The sequence below is a fragment of the Paraburkholderia sp. BR14374 genome (assembly GCF_040948685.1).
Lineage (GTDB): Bacteria > Pseudomonadota > Gammaproteobacteria > Burkholderiales > Burkholderiaceae > Paraburkholderia > Paraburkholderia youngii.
Genome location: NZ_JBFPKF010000021.1, coordinates 98,924 through 120,446, shown reverse-complemented (window position 1 = coordinate 120,446; position 21,523 = coordinate 98,924). Strand labels below are relative to the sequence as shown.

At 61.3% G+C, this 21,523-nt stretch carries 14 protein-coding genes and 1 pseudogene; 9 read left to right on the top strand and 6 right to left on the bottom strand.

Annotated features, from left to right (window positions below):
- The 4 genes and pseudogenes from AB3X86_RS32280 to AB3X86_RS32265 all read left to right on the top strand — a co-directional run.
- Positions 1-527, top strand: a pseudogene (locus AB3X86_RS32280) (hypothetical protein); the annotation flags it as partial.
- Positions 515-2,380 carry a CHASE2 domain-containing protein gene (locus tag AB3X86_RS32275; RefSeq protein ID WP_368599096.1) on the top strand — a complete coding sequence of 622 codons (1,866 nt, stop codon included), beginning with the start codon at positions 515-517 and terminating at the stop codon, positions 2,378-2,380. The pseudogene AB3X86_RS32280 and the gene AB3X86_RS32275, both read left to right, overlap by 13 nt.
- Positions 2,367-3,683, top strand: coding sequence for a tetratricopeptide repeat protein (locus AB3X86_RS32270; protein WP_368599095.1), 1,317 nt, complete (start codon positions 2,367-2,369; stop codon positions 3,681-3,683). The genes AB3X86_RS32275 and AB3X86_RS32270 overlap by 14 nt, the downstream gene beginning before the upstream one ends.
- Before the next feature lie 115 nt (positions 3,684-3,798).
- The gene (locus AB3X86_RS32265) at positions 3,799-3,984 is read left to right on the top strand and encodes a hypothetical protein (protein WP_176368505.1); all 186 of its coding nucleotides are present in this window, start codon (positions 3,799-3,801) and stop codon (positions 3,982-3,984) included.
- A gap of 39 nt (positions 3,985-4,023) precedes the next feature.
- Here AB3X86_RS32265 and AB3X86_RS32260 read toward each other — a convergent pair whose 3' ends face one another.
- Genes AB3X86_RS32260 through AB3X86_RS32235 form a run of 6 tightly spaced genes read right to left on the bottom strand, consistent with a single transcriptional unit; the run spans position 4,024 to position 12,094 of the window.
- Complete coding sequence (locus AB3X86_RS32260; protein ID WP_368599094.1) at positions 4,024-6,444, bottom strand: glycosyltransferase family 4 protein; 2,421 nt, start codon at positions 6,442-6,444, stop codon at positions 4,024-4,026.
- A 12-nt stretch (positions 6,445-6,456) separates the two neighbouring features.
- The gene (locus AB3X86_RS32255; RefSeq protein ID WP_368599093.1) at positions 6,457-7,488 is read right to left on the bottom strand and encodes a glycosyltransferase family 4 protein; all 1,032 of its coding nucleotides are present in this window, start codon (positions 7,486-7,488) and stop codon (positions 6,457-6,459) included.
- Complete coding sequence (locus AB3X86_RS32250) at positions 7,485-8,810, bottom strand: methyltransferase domain-containing protein (RefSeq protein WP_368599092.1); 1,326 nt, start codon at positions 8,808-8,810, stop codon at positions 7,485-7,487. The genes AB3X86_RS32255 and AB3X86_RS32250 overlap by 4 nt, the downstream gene beginning before the upstream one ends.
- Positions 8,807-10,060 (bottom strand): ABC transporter ATP-binding protein, encoded by a 1,254-nt coding sequence (locus AB3X86_RS32245; protein WP_368599091.1) that lies wholly within the window; start codon positions 10,058-10,060, stop codon positions 8,807-8,809. Before AB3X86_RS32245 ends, AB3X86_RS32250 begins: the two co-directional genes overlap by 4 nt.
- Positions 10,057-10,839 (bottom strand): ABC transporter permease, encoded by a 783-nt coding sequence (locus AB3X86_RS32240; RefSeq protein WP_368599090.1) that lies wholly within the window; start codon positions 10,837-10,839, stop codon positions 10,057-10,059. The genes AB3X86_RS32245 and AB3X86_RS32240 overlap by 4 nt, the downstream gene beginning before the upstream one ends.
- Before the next feature lie 46 nt (positions 10,840-10,885).
- Positions 10,886-12,094, bottom strand: coding sequence for a glycosyltransferase family 4 protein (locus tag AB3X86_RS32235; RefSeq protein WP_368599089.1), 1,209 nt, complete (start codon positions 12,092-12,094; stop codon positions 10,886-10,888).
- A gap of 206 nt (positions 12,095-12,300) precedes the next feature.
- Between AB3X86_RS32235 and AB3X86_RS32230 the strand changes: the two genes are divergently transcribed.
- The 5 genes from AB3X86_RS32230 to AB3X86_RS32210 all read left to right on the top strand — a co-directional run bounded on the left by AB3X86_RS32230 (position 12,301) and on the right by AB3X86_RS32210 (position 21,421).
- Positions 12,301-14,139: a type I secretion system permease/ATPase gene (locus AB3X86_RS32230; RefSeq protein ID WP_368599088.1), complete on the top strand. Its 1,839-nt coding sequence runs from the start codon at positions 12,301-12,303 to the stop codon at positions 14,137-14,139.
- A gap of 14 nt (positions 14,140-14,153) precedes the next feature.
- Positions 14,154-15,518, top strand: a complete 1,365-nt coding sequence (locus AB3X86_RS32225; RefSeq protein WP_368599087.1) for an HlyD family type I secretion periplasmic adaptor subunit — start codon at positions 14,154-14,156, stop codon at positions 15,516-15,518.
- 1 nt (position 15,519) lies between these two features.
- On the top strand, positions 15,520-16,986 hold the full coding sequence (locus tag AB3X86_RS32220) for a TolC family outer membrane protein (RefSeq protein WP_368599086.1): 1,467 nt from the start codon (positions 15,520-15,522) through the stop codon (positions 16,984-16,986).
- A 190-nt stretch (positions 16,987-17,176) separates the two neighbouring features.
- Positions 17,177-17,569, top strand: coding sequence for a hypothetical protein (locus AB3X86_RS32215; RefSeq protein ID WP_368599085.1), 393 nt, complete (start codon positions 17,177-17,179; stop codon positions 17,567-17,569).
- A gap of 441 nt (positions 17,570-18,010) precedes the next feature.
- Positions 18,011-21,421, top strand: a complete 3,411-nt coding sequence (locus AB3X86_RS32210; protein WP_368599084.1) for a beta strand repeat-containing protein — start codon at positions 18,011-18,013, stop codon at positions 21,419-21,421.
- Positions 21,422-21,523: the final 102 nt, after the last annotated feature.

The window sequence follows — 21,523 nt, the reverse complement described above, 5'->3', positions numbered from 1 at the left end:
CAGTACCGGTCGTCGTCCCAGAGCCCGAAGCGCAGATCTTCTGGGGACGCTATAAGTCGCTGGGTTCGTACGGCGCGGAGACGACGTTGACGGCGCTGGTGCAGCAAGGCAGCGAACAGGTAAGCCCGATGGGGCCTTTCGCGATGACCCGCGCGCCGCAGACGGAGATGGTGATGCCCACCTCCGGCAACTTCAAGTTCGGGCTTCAGGCGGCGCAAGCGTTCGTGGTCAATGCAACGACGGGCGCGGCGACGGAGGTGCAGATCAGCAATCCGCTACTGTCGATCGATTTCGGCACGCGTGCTTTTCAGACGAGCATGAACCTCGGCGCAAACGGCGCGAGCTATGCGATTTCGGGAAGCGGCAGCGTGACTCCGGACGGCAAGCTCGTCAGCGAATTCGGCGTTTCGCGGGCGCTCGTCAGAGGTGTGCTCGCCGGCAAGAATGCCACGCAGGCGGGCTATCTGTTCACGCAGTCTCTCGGCGGGAGCAATGCGGCCTATGGAGCGACCCAGTGGTCCCGGTAGCAGGCCTTGGAACGCTGGACCAAATTCGCCTCACGATATTCGCCCTGATCTCACTACTAGGCTGCTTGCTGGCGACCGGCGCATGGTCGCCTGAACCATATAGCCGGCTCGGCTATGCGCTCGACGACTGGCAGCAGAAGCAATTGATCACGGCCGCACCGGACCCGCGCATCGCTCTCGTCGACATCGACGAGCGCTCTCTTGATGCGATCGGGCCGTGGCCATGGCCACGCGCCGTGATGGCGCGGCTCGCGCAGACGCTGTTCACGCGTTATCACGCGAAAGCGGTCGGCCTCGACATCATGTTTCCCGAAGCAGGACCGGACGACGGCGATCGCGCACTGCTCGACGTCGCGCATCAGTATCCGCTCGTGTTCGCGCAGGCATTCGCACTATCGGGGGGAGAGGGGGCGCCTCATGCGGGGCATGTCGGCGGCGCTCTGCCGGCAGGCACACACGTCGCCTATGCGCCAGTGGCGTCGGGTTTCGTCGGCAATTTCTTTAGCGATCCAGATGTCTGCGTCGGGCATGTGACACCGCACGCGAGTGCGGACGGGGTGGTCCGTTCCGTCGCCCCGGTGATCCAGTACGCAAACGCCGTCTATCCGATGCTCGCATGGCAGTTGATCCATTGCCGCAATGCGAGCACTTTGCCGCTCGCGTCGCTCGCCAGCCTGCCGATTGACTCGCAAGGCCTGATGCATGTGCCGTTCCGGCATTCGCTTCAGTCGCTCGACGTGGTATCCGCTTTCGATGTGCTCACGCAAAGGGTGCCATCTTCCCTGCTGGCGCATCGTTATGTGCTGGTCGGCTCGTCGGCGCTCGGGCTCACGGATCACGTCGCATCGCCGATCGAACCATGGTTGCCGGCGGTCATCGTGCATGCCGAACTGCTTGGCGAGCTGCTCGATCTGGGCTCGCACGACGATACGCAAGCGCAGGCGGCATGGCTACCGATCGTCTGGGCGGCGTGCTCGATCGTGATCTTCGCAGTGCTGTTTCGCCAGCAACGCGCGACGATTGCGCTGGTGCTGATCGTCGTGACGACGTCATTGTGGCTTGGCCTGCTGGCTTCGACACGCAGTGTGCCCACGCAACTGACCGCACTGCCGCTGATTCCCGCGGCGGTGTTCCTGCTGGTGCAGGCGCCCGTCGAGTGGATTTATTCGCAGGCGGCGATGCGATCGTTCGAGCGCCGCTTCAGCCACTATTTGCCGCCGACGGTGCTGCGCGAAATCATCCGCGAGCGGGGACTCGCGACCTTCAGGCCGGAGCGTCGGCAGATCTCTGTGTTGTTCGTCGATATCGAAGGCTACACGCGGCTCGCCGAGCAGATGCCACCTGAGCATCTGCTCGCCATGACGGAAGTCGTGCTGACGCGTCTGACCGGCTGCGTGCATGACACGGAAGGAACGCTGGATAAATACATGGGCGACGCACTGATGGCATTCTGGGGCGCGCCGCTTGCGCAGCCCGACCATGCGGATCGCGCTCTCGATTGTGCGAGCGCGATGCTGCGCGAGTTGGCGGCGCTCAATCATAGTGGGCTGCCTGTGTTCGACGGTAGGACGATTCGCGTTCGCATCGGCGTGAATAGCGGACCCGCGGTGGTCGGTGAAATCGGCTCCAGCTCGCGCAAGTCCTACACCGCGATTGGCGACACGGTCAACGTGGCGTCGCGGCTCCAGGAGTATGCGAAGACGCTCGAAACCACATTGCTGATCGGCCACGAATCTGCACGGCAGAGCGAACGTCATCGTCTGAAGACCTGCTCTCAGGTGGCACTGCGTGGGCGCGACACCGCCGAATGGCTTTATACGATGCACGAAGGCGATACCCATGCGATTCATTGAGCGGCGCATTCACGCGCTGCCGTCGCGTGGTTCATGGCGCACAATCGTCGGAGTGGCGCTGCGTGCGCTCGGCATCGTACTGATAAGCGCACTGGTATCGCACGCAGTGGCGCAGACCCCGGATGGTCTCTTCGATCAGACCATCGATGAAGATCTGCAAGCGCAGGCCGAGGCTGCGATGAGTGACGGAGATCGCCAGCGGGCGCTATTGCTGCTGAATGAAGTGGTACGGCGTGACCCCCGCCAGGCAGGCGCGCTACTCGATGCGGCGATTCTGTATTGCCAGTTGGGGGAGCGCACGCGCTCGCAAGAAACGCTCGCGCGTATCGAAGCAAAATACGACGTGCCACCCGCCATCGAGAAGCTGATCGTCTTCTATCGCGCGAGCGCGTGCACACCGAGTGGCCCGCGGCCGCAGTTGATCGCGAGCGTCGGAGCGGGCGTCACTTCGAACGCGAATTTTGGACCGTCGAATTCCGTCGTGACTTTCGCGCCCAGTGCGCCAGTCAATTCGCTGATCCTCGCACCGGAAAGCCTTGCGCACGGTGACCAGTACATTGAATCGGCGGTGCAGGGCGAGTTGCCGATTTCGTCCGTGCCAGGCCTGGCACTGCTCGCAGGACTAACCAATCGTCAGTACCGCAGTCAGCACAGCTTCGACCAGCGCTCCGCGACGATCGGTCTGGCCGACAGGACTAGTGTGATGCGTGGCGAGCTTTATAACCAGCTCACCGCAGACATGCTGTGGCTCGGCACGCGCGTCTATCAGCGCGATATCGGCTGGCACGCGAATTTCTGGCTGCCGCCGTCGGCATGGCGGTCGATGCTCGCGCGCGGCGGCCTCGATCTGGCGGTGCTGGATTCCGCGTATCCCGGCAACTCGCTCTATGACTCGGTGTATGTCGAAGTGCGTGCGGCGTTCCAGGCTCGCATCGGCGAGCGCACCTCGGTGCAACTATTCGTCGGTCCGGCATGGGACAAGCCGTTGAACGGACGGCCCGGCGGATCGCAGCACGGTTATTCGGCCTGGCTGTCGGCCGATTACGACATGGCCCGTCATGGCCAACTCGAAGCAGTCTTGCAGCAGCGAACGCTAATCGACGCGGATGCGTATGACCCAGTATTCTTCGGCACGCTGGGTCGGCACCAGACCCTACGCGCGGCATCGCTGCGCTACACGTTTCCAATGGTGCGCGGCTGGTCGATATATGCCCAGGCATCGGCAGGGCGGATCTCCAATTCGATATCGCTCTTTGCGTACTCTGTGTACAGCGGCTCGCTCGGTCTGTCGTGGAAGTACTAACGCGACAAGCGCGGCGCTAATCGCTAGAATAGATTCACTTCACCGCCAGGTTCGCGCAATGAAAAGTCCGATCATAAATTCTGAGTCGAATACCGCAACTAGCCAGGACCAATCCGTGTGTCTGGAATGGCAAGGGTTCCAGCATCAGTCGTATGACTCGGTCGACAATCTGCTGCGCGAGTTCACGCATGCCGCGTCGACCCATGCATCGACCCATGCAACGAACGAGGCCGCCGCAGTCGAGGTCACGGTGGTGGGCCAATTCGATGGCTTGCTGCCGCTGAGCCACTATCTGTTGTAGGGCGTACCGCTGGCCGCGGATACGCCTTTCCCATAACCTCTACGCCAGCACCTGCGCGAGCGACTTCGAGTAGGCCGCGGCGATCGCGGTCCAATCTCCCTCTGTTTCGACACGGCGGCGCGCATTGCGCGTCATCGCATCACGCTCCGCCTGCGTCAATTGCAACATCGCTTTAATGCCATCGGCGAAGTCGTTGGCTTCTGCGCACAGGTATTCATGGCCGGCGCGATAGCCGAGGCCGCGCGCCCCAAATTCGGTACTCACCACCGGCAGACCCACAGCAGCGTATTCGAGCAATTTCAGGTTGGTCCCCGAGCCGGAAATTACCGGGTTCAGGCCCAGGTCGCTGATTTCAAGCCACGTGGCCTTTTCTGCATCGCTGACCACACCCGCGAGACCGACGTTGGACGGCAGCTCCCAGGTCTGGACCGAGTGGCAGACCGAACCTAGTAACACGAAATGGACCGACGGCAAGCGTGTGGCTGCTTCGACGATCAAGCGCGCGGCATCGATGTTCGGACCGTGCGCGCTGCCCATGAAGAGGGCCAGCGGATGCGCGACACGGAGCGCCGCGCGGCGGCGCTCTATCTGCGCGCCTGCGCGCAACCGCGTCGCCGCAACGTCGATGCCGTTGGGAACGACGATCATCTTCGCGGCATCGCCTGCAGTCCCGTAGAGCTCACCCATGCGTTCGCGATCCCGCTCCGAGCAGGCGGTGACGAGCGCCGCGTCGAGTACGGCACGGCGCTCCAGCGCGAGGACCTGATCGACGGCCCAGCGATGTGGGCCGTAAATGTCGGCCTTCAGATCGGCTTCGACATTGTGCGCTTCGTAGACGAAGGGTTTGGACGTGACTTCGCGCAATGCGGGCATTGCGTACGGATGAGAGCACACGATCAGGTCGGCGCGTCGCGCGAGTGCATCGATCGCGTCTAGCCATTCGGGGGCCGTGGCTGGGTGCAAGGCTGCCGCGATATCTTCAGCGGAAGCACCCAGTGAGCGTTCGAGCTGATACTCGGCTTCAGCGAATTCCTGTGACTTCGGCACCAGTTCCTCGGTAAACCCATCCGCGAGATTGCGCGTAGCTCGCATACCCACTGGCGCCAGATTGACGAACCGCACGTCGAAGTGTTCGGCGACCCGTTTGTACAGCCCATGCAGGCGCAGCTTGCCGCCACTGATCACCGGGGTGATCGGATAGGTATTGAGCACGCCAAGCACCGGCTTCGCGCGCCTGGCGACGATCGCCGGGGCGGCGACTGTTGCGTCGGCTGCCTGGCTGTCGGAAGCCACTTGTCGGCCGGCCGCGAGCAGCGCATCGCACAGCCTGGTCCAACTCAGATGCTCAACGCTCTCGCGCCCGGCCAGTCCCATATTCCGCGCTTCGGCAAGATCGCCGCAAACCCGCCGCAACGCGCCGGCGAGCGCAGCCGCATCCGGTTCGACGACCAGTCCCGAGCGCTGATGCTCGATCAGTTCGAGCGGACCGCCCGAATCGGTAGTGGTGATGACCGGCTTCGACGCCAGCATCGCTTCGAGTGTGATGAGCCCATAGTCTTCATCACGCGGCACGAACGGCACGCAGACTGCGCGCGCATACTCCTGCGCGAGTTGAACATCGGTAATGCGTCCGAGAAAATGAATGCCGCGATGACCCGCGGCGGCCGCGCGCAAGCGCGCTTCATCGGGGCCGCTGCCGGCAATATGCAGTGGCACCTCCACCTTGCTCTGCCGGTAAGCCTCGATGATCAGATCGATACGCTTGGCCGGGTCCAGACGGCTGGCACTGAAGATGGCTTCCTGCGGGCCAGGCGCGAGCCCCTTCAGACCGGTCGGATGATGATGGACCGCGACCTTTACGCCGGCGGGGAAATAGCCTTCGCGCGCCGCGACCACCTGCGAAATTGCGGCATAGTGAACGATCTTGTCAGGCCGCATCGCGATTGCGTCGAGCAGGCGTATCACCGCGCGCGTGACGGGCCCTGGAAACGCCCAGCAAGCCGCTTGCGGCGCGCGCTGCCACGCTGCGTCGAGCGCGTCGAGCAGTTCGTCGAGTTCGAGGTTCGCCGCATCGCGCTTGACGAGCGCGTCCACGATACGCGCCGGCATGCCGAGCGCGAGCAGTGCATCGGGTTCGAACTGCGTCGGCATAGCCGATGGGTAGCAGTCGTACAGGCCGCGCAACGTGTGCTGAAGATAGACGACGTGATTGCGATGTCGAATCGCCCAAGCGGGGTACTTGGTGCTGATCACCATGTCGAAGTGATCGAGATCCAGGCGCAAGAACTGCCGATAGCTGGCCAGCAGTTCGCCCATGTTGTCTTCGCGGGTTGGCAGTTTCATCAGTTCCGCCACGATTCCCGGCCGTGCGTTCAGCGCGTCGAGCAGGCCCCACCACAGGTTCTCAGCGCCGCCAATCACAAAGGGGACCGGGCTCGGCGCGACAATCGCAATTCTCATGGGGAGATCAGGTTAGAGAGGTTGGGTAAGCTGCTCGATCACGCCGCGCCACGAGATGTTCGCCGCCCGGTAGGCTTCGAGGCCGCGCACGCCGGCGTCGGCTGCCTTGCGCGGATGTTGCGCGAGCCAGTCGAGGCGCTGGGCGAGCGCCTTGGCGTCGGGTGGCTCGATCCAGCCCGTTTCGCCGTCACGAACGAACTCCAGAGGTCCGCCGGAGTCGGTGCAGGTAATCACGGGTTTCGACGACAGCATCGCTTCGAGTGTGATGTATCCGTAGTCTTCATCGAAAACCGGAAACACCACGGCCAGCGCGCGTGCGTAAAAGGCGCGCTTTTCGGCCTCGGTCACATGTCCGATCAGCGCGACGCGGCTACCCACGTCATGTTGTTCGATGAGCCGGGCAAGCACCTCGCGCTGACCGCCGTCGCCTGCCAGCAGGATCTTCAGCGGCGAGTGCATATGACGCGCCGCTTCGATCAGCAACGATTGCCGCTTCAGCGTTTCCAGGCGACTCGGGAAAAATACATACGGCAAAGCCTGTTCGCAGCGGAACGATTCCGCGTCTGCCGGCGGATGATAGAGCGGCGTCGCTTCGATCCGGTTGAAGTCGCGCAAGCGTTCGGCGACACGCCGCGAATTCGCGAACACCAGGTTCGCGCTCGAGAGCGCGGCGTTGTCGAACGCGATCACCTGAGCGCGCAGCTGCTTGAGTTCAGCGGTTGCCTGCGCGGCATCGTACAGTTCATAAACCGCGCGATGCTGGTGCATGACCCATACCCGGTGATTCGGGTGGCTAATTCCATAGCCCGGAAATTGCAGGCTGATCACCTGATCGATCGTGACGCCGTTCGGGCGGATGAAGTCGAGCGACTGCGCGTGTTCCATCGCTCGCGCGATGTCCCGTTCCGGCGAAAAGCGAAAAGGCAGACGCAGCAGCTCCACCTCATGTCCCGCCTGTTGCAACTCACGGACCACGCCGGCAATGTGATACGAGGCGCCACCATGCATGAATGGCACCATGTTCGCGGTCACCAGAATCTTCACGCCGGCGCTCCTGCTGCGGTCCGTTTGCGTGCATACACCGCGAAGTCCTGCGGGCCGCAGAGATGGCCGTTGACGCGCTCGGTCAGCGGATCGTTGCCCGGCACCTTCGCTTCTTCCGGGTATGGGCTGCTGCGAATGATGTCGATCTCTTGGAAGTGGTGATACTTCAGCAGGAACGTAATCGCGCTCGGCGTTATCGGGTTGCGGTGCGTGAAGTCGTGATAGAACGTGTGACTGCCGACCAGTATGTTCTCCGGGTTCGGCGTTTCGAACAGGACCGAACCGCCTTCCACCAGCACCCGGTAGCTTTCCTGCACGAGCGCGAACAGATAGTCGAATGGCAGATGCTCGATGATATGAAAACCGGTGACTGCGGCGACCGAGCCTGTCGGCAAGCTGCGCAGGTACTTCAGCGCGTCCGTATTGCGGGCATCGAAGCCTTGCGCAACGCAGGCTTTGACCATGACCGGGTTGACGTCGATGCCGGTTGCGTCGTGGCCTCGCTCGCGCACATACGAGAGCCATTCGCCGCGACCGCAGCCGATATCCACGATCTGATGCGTGAGTCTGACCGCGCGCGGCACATTCGTCGCGAGCCAGTCGTCGTAGATCGCCAGCTTCGCGCGCACGCTCTCACGCGTGCCGCGATTGGCATCTTCGAATGCAAGGTAATAGGCGTCGATGATTTCCGGCGCCACTGTGTGGTCTTTTCGAAGCTGTTCCTGCAGATCGTGCACGCGTCGTGATAGTTCTTCGGACTGAGCAGATAGTTTTTCGGACTGCGCAGCCTGGCGCATGACCGCGCCGACGGTGTTTTCGAAACGGCCTCGCCACGCGACCAGTGAACGGGAGAGCAGGCGCCGCGCATAGACGCCGTCGGCGTATCGCCCGGCTCGTGACGCCAGCGCGCTGAGTCCCGCATGGCGCAGCACCTTCTGCGCGAGCGTCACGCCAATGGCGAGCCGGAGTCCCGGCACCTGCACGCCAGTGCGCCTCCCTTCTTCCGACATCCTCAGCTTCGCCAGCAGCACGAGCCGGCTGGCGCCGCTCTTCAGTTGACCGACGTAATTGGCCCGGCCCGCAGGATCGGACTCGCGGCGTAACACGAGCCGATAGGCGCCATCGACGAAAGCCTCGTCCTCGGCAATCATCAGCTGTTCGATCGATGCGGGAGCGCAAAGGCCGGCGACATCCAGTCCGGCTCCGGCGGGCGATACGGCATGCCCCAGCGCAGCCGTTGCAGTTGTGTCGCTCGGGCCGGCATGGGCAGCTGCTTCCGCCTTGACACGCGCAATCAGATTTTGAAGTACTGCGTTGGTCATGATTCTCGTAACGTGGGTTGTTCCAATTCCCGTACAGGGTATTGAGCAAATTGCGCTGGCACGTAGCACAGTCCTGAGAAGGGCACATGCTGAAAGCCGGCGATTTCGAAAGTCGCGGCGGCATCCCACCAGTGCTGGCAATCGTGCACGTGGGTGTCGTCCGAATGCAGGGCGACCGTGACCGAATATTTGCCAGGCGCGAAATTCAGCGGCAGCGAGAAGCGGCAACAAACGCCATTGCCGGCGGAGAAATGCGCTTCCTTGCGCAACAACGCGGTATTGGTGCCGAACACGTCCTGGCCAAAACGATCGCGAATCAGAATGCCGACTGATAGCTGGACATCCTGGTCCGACTCGCATTGGAGGTCGATCGTCACTTCTTCGCCGGACGCAAATCGCATGGCCGGTCCGAAGCGACCTGATAGCACCACGTTGCGCACGCGGGTGCGCAACGCACCGTATGATTCCGGCGTCGCCTGGTTGGCTTGCGGCGCGTCGCTATCGATGCCCGCAATCAGCCGGTAATAGATCTGCGCGGCTTCTTCCGGCAAACCGTCGTAGACGACTTCGCCGCCCGAAAGCAGGATGGCCCGATCGCATAGCAGCTTCACGGAGTTGATGTCGTGCGACACATACAGGATCGAGCCACCAGCGTCGCGAAACTCGCGAATGCGCTTCAGACACTTCTGTTGAAAGCGCGCGTCGCCGACCGCGAGCGCTTCGTCGACGATGAAGCACACCGGGTCCGCATGAATCGCTACCGAGAAGCCGAGTCGCATGATCATCCCGGACGAATAGGTACGCAGCGGTGCGTCGATGAACTCAGCCAGTTCGGAAAAGGCGACGATCGCGTCGAAACGTTGTTCGATCTCTTCGCTCGTCATGCCGATCAGCCGCGCATTCACCGCGATGTTCTCCCGACCCGACAGCTTGCCGTCGAACCCGGTGCCGAGTTCCAGCAGACCCGCAATTCGCCCCCGCCGCACGATCGATCCGGCATCGGGCAACAGCACGCCACTCACGAGCTTGAGCAAGGTCGATTTGCCCGCGCCGTTCTGGCCGAGCACGCCGATCGCCTCGCCCTGTCCCAGTGAGAACGAAACGTCCCGCAGCGCGGCATGCACGCGATGCCGCGGCTTGCGGGAAAAGCTTTCTATCAGGCGGTCAGCGGTGCGGTTGTAGATCTTGAAGCGCTTCGAGAGCCGATCGATCTCAAGAACTGGTGGACCGTTCTGCGCGTGTGTCGTCACAACGTATCCCTCAGTTCAGATTGCAGACGGGTCAATAGAAGGCGCCCCGCGAGCAGGCTGAGCACCGCGGCGCCGAACAGTGCGAGCAGTTCCTTCGGCTGCGGGTATTGATGCCATACGATGATCGCGTGCACCGAGTCGATGGCCCAGAAGATCGGACTGAATTGCAAGCCCTTCGCGGCCCAGGGTGGCAGGATCGAAGCGAGGTAGACGACCGGCGTGAGCCAGAATCCGAATTGCAGCACCACGTTGAGCACGTTCTTGATGTCGGGAATGAATACGTCGAGCGTACCGAGGACGATGCCAATGCCGTACGCGAACGCGCTCAGAAGCAGCGCAACGACCGGCAGCATCAGCCATTGCATGCCGATTGGATGACCGATGACGAGCAGGAACATCGCGAAGAACGCCATCGTGATCGCATATACCGCCCACTCGGCGAGCACGATATGCATGGGCATCACCCACAGATCGACGCTTATCTTGCGGATCAGATGCGCCTTCGAGCTATAGACTGGGGTGAGCCGGTTCAGCAGGTTCGCGAACAGGTTCCACGTGAGCAGGCCGCCGATCAGATAGACGGTGTACAGATAGGGATCGGCATCCGCGCCGATGCGCGTGCGCATGAATTGGGAAAACACCGTGCTGAACAGCACCACGAAGGTCAGCGGCTGAATCAGCAGCCAGGCGGCGCCCAGCGTATTTTCCCGATGCCGGTCGATGAGATCCTGACGCGACAGCAGGAGGACATGCGCGAGGCTTGTTCTTAATGTATGCATGAAACGGATTCGAGGTGGATGACGGCGCCCGTCGGAACCGGCTTTGTCAGGCGACGACCTGCCGGTAGACGGCGAGCGTTTCCTCGGCAGTGCGCTGCCAACTGAACGATTGCGCACGGGCGGTGCCGGCCGTGATCAACCGCTCACGCAACGCGCGATCGTCGATCAGCGCCTGCATCGCTTCGGTGAATCCTTCGACATCGGTCGGCTCGCGCATGATGCCGGCATCACCTGCCACTTCCCGAAGCGCGTCGGCCGTCGAGCACAATACCGGCACGCCAGCCGCCATGCCTTCGATAATGGGTAGCCCGAACCCTTCATAGACGGATACATAGACGATCGCGAGCGCGCCCGCGGTCAGCAGCGGAATGTCGTCGTCGGACACATAGCCGAGCTTGCGCACGGAGCCTTCACGCAAACCCGGTTCGAGTGCGCGGTGCAACCTGTCCGTCAGCCATCCTTCGATGCCGATCAGCACGAGCGGGAACTGGCGCCGGACCGCGGCCGGCAGGCGCGCATGCGCGGCCAGCGCGGTTTGCAGATTCTTGCGTGGCTCCAGCGTGCCCACGGCCGCGAAGTACTGGCCATGTGCGAGACCGTGGCGGCTCAGTACGTTACTGGTCGCTTCGGAGGAATACGGCTGGAAGCGCGTCGACACGCCGTTATACACGACCTTGATTTTCTCGGGCGCGACTGGAAAGCAAGCCTGTAATTCTTGCCGAACGAACTCCGATACCACGATGACCCGATCCGCGCGTTCGAGCGCGCGTGGAAAGTTCGCCCGCAATAGCGCGAGACGCTGGGCAGGGTGGTACTCCGGATAACGCACCCACGAGACATCGTGAGCGGTGATCACCGTCGGCCCGCGAAAGCGGAACGGAATGAAGTTCGGATCGTGATAGACCTGCGGAGCACGCCGCCGCCGGATGCCCGAATCGAAACGATACTGCTCGACGTGTGGCATGAAACGGTATGCGGAGGGCAAATACTTGCGCGCAAAACGTTTGGCACCGGCTGCCGCGATGGTGCGCCACGACTTCGTTGCTCGTGCATCTCCCGCGGCGGGCGCTGTCGTGCCGTTCTCATGCGACGAAGACCAGTGCGTGCCGTAAAAGAACCGCACGCTATGTCCCCGATGGACGAATTCGCGGGCCAGATTCGACGCGTACTGGCCAATACCTGTAAGCGGCGTGAGTAAAGCGCGCCCACCCATTGCGATGTCGAGCTGAGCGTCGGAATAGTTGTTGTCGAGCAAGGTACTGTCTGCAATAAGGATTCTGGGAGCAGCGCAAGTATCGGGTTTGTTTTCGCCAATAGATGTGACGGCCGTCACATTTCACACGCAATTGATCGAGCAGAATGAGCGCCTTCAGAACGGACCGACACACGGGGTGTCGGCCAAAGAATGACCACACTAGAAGTGAATCGAGAGGCGTTGCGAGACCGGCGTAACGAGCAAAGATGACCAGTAAAGTCAGAGTGCCGTCGAATGAAATCATTCAGGCGTTGTTAGGCTACCGCCGCGTGTTTCGCACGCTAGGCGCATTTAGCATGCTCATCAATCTGTTGATGCTCGTGCCGTCCATTTACATGCTGCAGGTATATGACCGCGTGCTGCCAAGCCGTAATGGCGTCACGCTGGCGATGCTGACGCTGATGATGCTCGGCATGTACGGGTTCTCGAGCGTGCTCGAATATGTGCGCAGCTTTATCGTGATCCGCATCGGCGGCAAGTTGGACATGCACTTGAACAGCCGCGTATATACCGCTGCGTTTGAAACGAATCTCAAACAGCAGGGCGTCAATGCGGGGCAGTCTCTCAATGACCTGACCACGATCCGGCAATTCGTGACCGGCAATGCGCTGTTCGCATTCTTTGATGCGCCGTGGTTCCCGATTTATCTGGCGGTTATCTTCATCTTCAATGTCTGGCTCGGCGTGTTTGCATTGGCAGGCTCGGCGATCCTGATAGCCCTAGCAATCGCCAACGAACGTGTTTCACGTCGTCCGCTGTTGGAGGCGACCAGCTTGTCGATTCGCTCCACGACACTCGCCACTGCGAATCTGCGCAATGCCGAGGTCATCGAGGCAATGGGCATGCTGCCCAACCTGATGGCGCGCTGGTCAGTCCTGAATGCGGGCTTTCTCTTGCGCCAGGCTGAAGCGAGTGAGAAAGCGGCGCTGGTCGGCAATGTCACGAAGTTCTTCAGGCTCTCATTGCAGTCCCTCGTACTGGGGATCGGCGCGCTGCTCGCGATCGACGGCAAGATTTCTCCGGGCATGATGATCGCGGGTTCGATCCTGATGGGCCGCGTATTGGGTCCGCTGGAAATGGTGATTTCGGTCTGGCGTCAGTGGAGCGGCGCTCGCAGTGCGTACGACCGCCTCGTCGAACTGCTGAAAAACAATCCGGTGCGCCGAATCGGCATGACGCTGCCGCCGCCGAACGGACGGCTGACGCTCGAAGGCGTGAGCGCAGCGCCGCCGGGGATCCGAGTGCCGGTGGTGCAGGGCCTGTCATTCACGATCGAGGCCGGCGATGTGGTCGGCGTGATCGGACCCAGCGCGTCCGGGAAGTCGACGCTCGCACGGCTGATGGTCGGCGTGTGGCCTGCCGCGGTCGGCACCGTGCGGTTGGACGGCGCGGACATCTATCAGTGGGACAAGGATCAGCTCGGACCGCACATCGGCTACCTGCCGCAAGACATCGAACTGTTCGGCGGATCGATCGCGGAAAACATTGCGCGCTTCGGGCAGATCGAATCGGAGAAGGTCATCGAGGCGGCGAAGCTCGCCGGGGTTCACGAGATGATTCTGCGCCTGCCGCAAGGCTATGACACCTTGGTTGGCGATCGCGGCGCTGGGCTCTCCGGTGGCCAGAAGCAACGCATCGGTCTGGCGCGTGCGCTGTATGGCAATCCGTCGTTCATCGTGCTGGACGAACCGAATTCGAACCTCGACGAAACCGGCGAGGCGGCGCTCAAGCTGGCGATCGAGCGCTTGCATGCAGCCGGCAAGACCGTCGTGCTGATTACGCATCGGACCAGCATCATTGCGGCTACGACCAAGCTGCTGCTGCTCGTCGAAGGCCAGCTCAGAATGTATGGGCCCACCGCGCATGTGCTGGCTGCGTTGCAGAATGCGCCCGCGAATACGGCGGCTGCGCAATCGGCTGCTGCAAGAACGACCGCCACGGCTCAACCTGCCGCGACGGCTCAATCGGCCGCCTCAAACCCGGCTTCGTCCAACCCTCATCAGCCATCCGACGCTCAAACAGCGGATGCGGATGCCACAGTCTGACCCGCAGATTTTCCATGGTTAATTCCACAAGCAAGAAAGCGGCGGCGCCTGCTATCGAGGTGCTCGGCACCGGATTGCCGCCGGTCGTCAATGTCGATGAATCGCGTTACGTCAAGTTTGGCTGGATCGTCGTACTGGTCGGCATCGTAGGCTCGTTGCTGTGGGCCGCATTCGCGCCCCTCAGCAAGGGCACAGAGGTTCAGGGAACGGTGGTGGTGGCCGGCAATCGCAAGACGATCCAGCACCCGACCGGTGGCATCATTCGCGAAATCCTCGTTCAGGATGGCGATCAGGTGAAGGCCGGGCAAGTGCTCGTCAGGATGAACGACGTGCAGACGCGCTCGCAGAACGCGACCATCCGCTCGCAGTACCTGACCGAGCTCGCCACCAAGGCGCGCCTCGTCGCGGAGGCGACCAATGCGAAGACCATCGCCTTCCCGCGTGAGTTGACGGATGGTATCGCCGCACACGACCAGGAGGCCGAGGCCGACGTGCAGCTGCAGGAGCAACTGCTGAGCGCGCGCCGGCTGGCACTGAAGGCGTCGATTGGCGCGCTGCAGGAGAGCATCGCCGGATACCAGGCGCAGCTGGCTGGCGAAAACGACGCGCATGCTCAACGGCTGCTCGAGCACCAGGCGCTGCAGGACCAGTTGACCGGCGTTCGTGAGCTGGCGATCGAAGGATATGTGCCGCGCAGCAAGCTGAAGGACCTCCAACGTCAGGAAGCCGTGCTGAACGGCGAGATCGCGCGCCAGGCGGGCACCGCCGGGGAATTGGCGAGCCAGTCGGCCGAGGCGCGTCTGCGTATCGCACAAGCGCAGGAAGACTATATGAAAGAGGTGCGCACGCAGTTGAGCGACGTGCAGCGTGACACCGAGGCATTGCGTAGCCGGCTGGACGAAAGCGAATTCAACCTTGCCAACAGCGAGGTCCGTTCCCCGGTTGACGGCACCGTCGTCGGGATGAGCGTCTTCACCGAAGGCGGCACGATCGGCCCCGGCGCGAAGCTGATGGATGTGGTGCCGACTGGCGAACCGCTGGAAGCGGAAGGGCACCTCGAGGTGAACCTGGTCGACAAGGTTCGCACGGGAATGCCGGTCGACATGATGTTCACCGCGTTCAACCAGAACACCACCCCGAGAGTGTCCGGCACGCTGACCTTTGTGTCCGCCGACCGCCTCGTGGACGAACACACCGGCGCACCTTACTACAGGGTGCGCGCCAAAGTGACCGAGCAGGGCATGAAACAGTTGCGCAAGCTGGATATCAAGCCGGGCATGCCGGTCGAGATATTCATCAATGCAGGTCAGCGTTCGATGCTGAGCTATCTGCTCAAGCCGATCTTCGATCGCGCACACACTGCATTCACGGAGGACTGAAGTGCAGCGCGTTTTTTCACTTCAGTCGTCTAACGCCGGTTCTACCGGCACCGCGCAGGCCGTTCCACGCCTGCGCACGTTATTGCTGGCGATGTCGGTTGGTGCCGCACTGATCGCGCCGCGTCCGGCGCTTGCGCTCGGCCTCGTCGATGCGTACGAAGCCGCGCTGGGCCATGACCCGATTCTCGCGGGCGCGGCGAAGCAGAAGGAAGCCGATGACGCGAATGTCGGGATTGGCCGCTCGTATCTGTTGCCCAACGTCTCGGCGAATTACGCGCGATACCGCGACATAACCGGTACGAAGAACATGGGTACGCCGTATGGGGACTATTCCACACATCAGGTCTACGGTGCCTATTCCGGAGGCGTTTCGCTGCGTCAGCCACTGATCAGTTTCGAAGGCATTGCGCGCTATCGCTACGGCAAGGCAACCGCGCTAGCCGGGGACGCGACGTTCGACGATAGCCGGCAGGATTTGTTAGTGCGCGTGTTAACTGCCTATACAGATACGGTCTTCGCGGAAGATCAGTTGTCGCTCGCGCTCGCGCAGAAAAGCGCGTTCGATGAACAGTACGCCGGCAATCAGGCGATGTTCAAAAACGGCGAGGGCACCCGCACGGATATTCTCGAAACGAAATCGAAGGCCGCGCTGGCAGAGGCAGATGTCGCCGATGCCCGCGATAGCCTGGATAACGCTGCGCATGCGCTTGAAGCGCTGACCGGTTTGCCGGCGTCGCTCGATGTCGCGGGTCTTGACCGTCTGAAGGACGACTTTCAACCGGTGTTGCCCGAGCCGCTCAGTTTCGATCATTGGCACGATATTGCGTTGGAAAACAACGCGCAGTTGATCGCTGGTCGACACTCAGTTGAAGCGGCGCAGCAAAAGATGAAGATCGTGCAGGCGGGCTTTTATCCGCGCGTGGATCTGGTGGCGAGCGTTGGCCAGAATCAGTCGACCCAGACCAATGCGATCGGTGCTCGCTATCTGACGAAATCGGTCGGTGTTGAAGTCACGATACCACTGTATTCCGGTGGACTCGTGCGCGCGTCGACCCAACAGGAGCAGGCTAATTACGAACGTGCGCAATTCGAATTGCAAGACAAGACCGACAAGGTGTTGCTCGACCTGCGCAAACAATACAACCAGTGCGTGAGCAGCATGACGCGCATCGACTCCCTCAAAAGCGCCGTCGAATCCGCGATGCTGCAGATCGTGGCGACCCGCAAAAGCGTTCAGGCGGGCGTGCGCACCAATGCCGACGTATTGACGGCTACACAGCAGCTGTATTCGGCCAAACGCGATCTGGCGCGCGCGCGTTATCAGTTCCTGCTGGCAGATCTGCAACTCAAACACGCTGCCGGGATATTGACCGAGCAGGATCTGGTGGAAATCGCGCAGTCGTTCGTTCCACCTGCCCAGGCGGCGCCGCTCGCTAATGCGGTGGTGCCGACAGCGCGGGTTCATTGATCGATACCGTGCGCCACGCCCGATCACGTGTGGGCGCGGCATTGGCGTGGCGGTTCTCTTTACCTGTTTTTACTTAAGGATTGTGCTGGCACGCACAATCTTGTTTGGGCATCTGCACTAAATTAGGTGGCATCGTGGTCCGGCAGCATTACCAATTGCCGAGTGCCGCGCAATCTCACCGAAACAGATCATGAAGCCCGATTCAATCACAAAGCGAAAGGCCACAAGCGGCAAAAGACTCGGTCTACGACGCTGGATCGTGGACTGGACCATCGAGCCGGCTGCGTCCTCAGGCCATATCAGCCTGTCGTTATACGTGGCGGGCGAGTCGGACGACAACGTTGGCGCGTCGACCACCCGGCATTTCCTGCTCCGACAGGATCGGTTAAGCGAATTGATCGATGCGCTGAACGGGACGCTGCAGCATTCAAATGCCAGCCGCCTGCTCGAAGAACAGGCGCGCGCAGCGGATCCTGCCGTGGGTAATGACGCGGACACTGTCGGGGAGTCTGCAGTAAGGGATCAGCCTGATTTGACGTCGAACCACTTCTCACTCGGCGCTTATGGCCTCGTGGGTAATTGACGGCAACGGGATGCGATTTCTTTAGAGTCGTGCTTGATTTTAACGTTTGCGTGTCGCATCCCGCAGTGTTGGCTGTTCCTTCCGTTTGGCAGGGCCGGTTCTAGCCGGAGAGGGGAAACAAGCGCTCATGCGCTACCGCGCCCAGCGCTCGTATTCTTTGCAAGGCTTCTTTAAAAGCTCTTTCCCGCATCAATTGCCTCTTTCTCAGGTCTGAGTTGCGCAGAAAAAAAGCAACTCTGTCGCCGAGTCTCCAACTATTTGCGCTTTTGTGCGCGCCATCACAATTCGCGAACAACCCGACGTTGAAAATCCCCCTGCGTTGTAGCTTTGTGGAAAACCGTCGGGTGATTCAAGTCCAACGAATCTGACGCGTCGACTCCCTAACGGCTCATGACGTATCACACATGTGTTGATATTCGTACTCTATCGGAGAAGAATCAAATGGCTGCAGCACAATATTACGAAGAAGTACAACAGGCGTATCTGGCTTATTATGGCCGCCCGGCTGACCCCGAGGGTCGGGAATACTGGGCAGTCCGGTTGGACAACGCCGGGGGCGACCTTAACTCGATCATCAACGCGTTCGGTAACTCGAATGAATCGACCGCCCTGTACGGCGGCTCGAACACGGCAGCGCAAATCGCCGCGATCTATCAGACGCTGTTCGGCCGTCAGCCTGACGCCGAAGGTCTGAACTTCTATCAACGCGGCATTATCAACGGCGATTTCACGCTGGCTTCCGTCGCGCTGAACATCTACTACGGTGCGACGGGCGACGACAAGGCTCAACTGGATGCCAAGTTGGCCTACGCTGAGGCATTCACGGATGCTGTGTCGGAATCGGTATCGGCGCAAATCGCCTACTCGGGCAAGACCGCTACGGACAATGCTCGTGCAGCTGTCGCAGCCGTGACCGACACGACTTCGGAAGGCACTGCAGCCGCGAACCTGGAGACGACGCTGTCGAACATCAATGCGGGTGCTGTTGGACAGACGGTTACGCTCACTACGGGTGTGGATACCGTCACGTTGACGGGCAACAACAATGTCGTGAACGCCACCGATGTTGCAGTTGGGCTCGGCACGCAAAACACGTGGAATGGTCTCGACAGCATTACCGGCACTGGTACGGGCAACACACTCAACGTAGCTACCGCGCTCGCTATCAACGGTGTGCCGGCAGGCGCAACTGTGAGCGGCGTTCAGACGCTCAACGTCATTGAGTCTGTCAATGCGCCCGTTACGCTGGATACCACCAAGGGTTTCACCGGCCTGACGAATTTGAATGTCACGTCAGCCGGCGGCGCAGTTACCCTGAATGCGGCAGCAACGAACAACGTGAGCGTCACGGAAGTACCGGCTAGCGGCATCGGAGCTGGTGCTGTCCACGTCGATGGCGGTAACAATGTCACGGTGAACTCGAACAACGCAGTTACCATTGGTCTCAAAACTGCTGCGGCCGGCACCGTCACGGTTACAGAGACGGGCGCGAACCATGGTGGCGCGATTCAAGTTGCCAGCGGCTCTGCGGTCAATGTGACGGCAACGGGCAACGACGTTGGCCATATCGAAATCGGCGACAACTCGGGCAATACGCCGACGTACGTGACCGGTGCAGTCAACGTAACCATTACGAACCAAGCCCTGGCTACTGCCGCCACCACTTATACCGCTAACGGAGCCGAAGTGTTCGGCGGTACGACGGTCAGCGTGACGCAAAATATCGCTGCCCCGAATGTTGCTGGCACGACCGGCACTCCGTACACGAACATCGGCGGCGACATCGACGTCTTCGGTAGCACGGCGACCACTTCGGTGACTGTGAACCAGTCTGCCGCCGTTAATGCCGTGGCAGGCGTCGCAGCAGGTCCCGGCGTCCCCGCTGTTGCGGCAGTTGGCGGCGTTGCAGACGGCTTTGTCTGGGTCGAGGACATCAACCAAGGCACAGCCAACCTCGGCACGATTACGTCGGTCGCGCTGAACAACTACAGCGCAGGTGCAGAGATTGACGACAATGCCCTTTCGACCCTGACGCTGTCGGGTAAGGGCGGTGGTGTTGCACTCGACAACGCGGGTCTGGCGGCAAAGAACGCCATCACGACGCTGACGGTAAATGCAAATGCGGTGACGGATACGGCTGGTATCACGGACCAGAACATCATCAAGACGCTCAACGTTGTTACTGGCGGCGACGCAGCTTCGAAGCTCGCGTTTGCGGACAAGGCCCTGCAAACGGTCAACGTGTCGGGCGCGCAGAACATTGCGCTGGACCTGAGCGGAGCAGCTGGCGTTTCGACAATCAATGTCAGCGGCGCTGCGGGGATTACCACTACCCTGAATAGCGCGGCAGAAAAGTTCACGTCGACCGGCACGGGCGACGACGTCCTGACCATCGCGAACGGCGTCGGCAACGCGGGCAAGGGCTACACGGGCAGCATCACGCTCGGCTCGGGCTCGAACACGCTGCTGGCAGCTGATTCGACGACCTTCATCGCTGATGGTTTGACGGTCGACGGCGGCTCGAGTGGTCACAACACCATCTCGGCTTCGCTGGTGGCCAACAGCCTCGGCGCGAGTATCCAGAACTTCCAGACGCTCGACGTCTCGGGCTATTCGGGTTCGCTCGATGCTTCGCTGCTTGGAAACGACGTTTCGGGTGTGGCAATCAGCTCGGGTAACGGTGGCGGTACGCTCAGCAACCTCGCAGCAAACGTGACCGTGACAGACACAAGCGACGGCGACACGAGCGCTATCGTGCTGACGCACGCTGGCACGTCGACGAACAGCCTTGCAGTGGCATTTGCCGACGCAACGGCAGCCAAAGTTGGCGCAGGAACGCAAGACCTTTCCATCACGTCGACCGGCGATTCTACGGTTACTGTTGTATCGGGTGGCGCAGCAGGTGTCGCGAATACCCTGAGCCTCACGGAAACCGACAACCATCTGACGACGCTGAAGATTTCGGGTGCAAACGCCCTGACTCTGAACCTCTCGACGGATACGGCCGATGTCGCATCGACTACTCTGACGGGCAACGTGGCTTCGTCGCTGACGACGATTGATGGTTCTGCTGCAACCGGCGCACTGTCGATTACGGCTGGTACCAGCGTAACGACCGGTACTGCCGGTGATTCCCTGACGTTCAAGGGCCTCGCCATTCACGGTGGCACCGGTGGCGACACCATCGAGAACGATGCTGCCAACGGCTCGATTATCGAAGGCGCGACGGCTGCAAACACCACTACGAACACGGCGCACAATGTGCTGACTGTGAAGGGTGCAAACGCTTCTATCGATGATTCGGCATCGGCTGCGAACGACGTCATCAGCTTGAAGGGTGCAAACGAAAGCGTGAAGCTGGGCACGGGCGACAGCAGCGTGACGGTGGCTGATGTTGCGTCCCATGCAGCTACCGGCGGCGACAGCTACGGTGCGGCGGTGACCTTCGGTTCGGGCTCGGACACCGTCACTGATAAGCTGCTGTTCGGTACTGGCACGGATACGGCGCATGCCAATGTGCTCACGCTGTCGGGCCACCTGAGCGGCAACGATGTGACGTTCGCCAACGCTGCAAGCATCACGCAGAGCGGCGCACTGGGTTCTGCATTCTCGTTCTCGGGCCAGACCACGTCGAACTTGACGTTCGCGCAGCTCGTCCAGCTCGCAGCAGGTGGCGCGTCGGCAACGGCGAACACGGTCTCGTGGTTCCAGTTCGGTGGCAACACCTACGTTGTTGACACGGGTGCAACGCCGACGACCACCGCGCAAGACCAGGTCATCAAGATTGCCGGTAACGTTGACCTGTCGCACGCCACAATCGACTCGACGACGCACGCTCTGCACTTCGCGTAAGCGGTTGTCGCTGGTTTAGTCCGGACCGATAGCACTCATCGGTCCGGGAGCCAGTGCATACGCAGAAGCTGACGGCTCCACAGCCGCCGGGCTTCGCCCCGC

What these genes read in the sequence shown, in the direction of transcription:
- AB3X86_RS32270 (WP_368599095.1), top strand. Translation starts at nt 2,367, where the DNA reads ATGCGATTCATTGAGCGGCGCATTCACGCGCTGCCGTCGCGTGGTTCA.
- AB3X86_RS32260 (WP_368599094.1), bottom strand. Translation starts at nt 6,444, where the DNA reads ATGAGAATTGCGATTGTCGCGCCGAGCCCGGTCCCCTTTGTGATTGGC.
- AB3X86_RS32250 (WP_368599092.1), bottom strand. Translation starts at nt 8,810, where the DNA reads ATGACCAACGCAGTACTTCAAAATCTGATTGCGCGTGTCAAGGCGGAA.
- AB3X86_RS32240 (WP_368599090.1), bottom strand. Translation starts at nt 10,839, where the DNA reads ATGCATACATTAAGAACAAGCCTCGCGCATGTCCTCCTGCTGTCGCGT.
- AB3X86_RS32230 (WP_368599088.1), top strand. Translation starts at nt 12,301, where the DNA reads ATGACCAGTAAAGTCAGAGTGCCGTCGAATGAAATCATTCAGGCGTTG.
- AB3X86_RS32225 (WP_368599087.1), top strand. Translation starts at nt 14,154, where the DNA reads ATGGTTAATTCCACAAGCAAGAAAGCGGCGGCGCCTGCTATCGAGGTG.
- AB3X86_RS32215 (WP_368599085.1), top strand. Translation starts at nt 17,177, where the DNA reads ATGAAGCCCGATTCAATCACAAAGCGAAAGGCCACAAGCGGCAAAAGA.
- AB3X86_RS32210 (WP_368599084.1), top strand. Translation starts at nt 18,011, where the DNA reads ATGGCTGCAGCACAATATTACGAAGAAGTACAACAGGCGTATCTGGCT.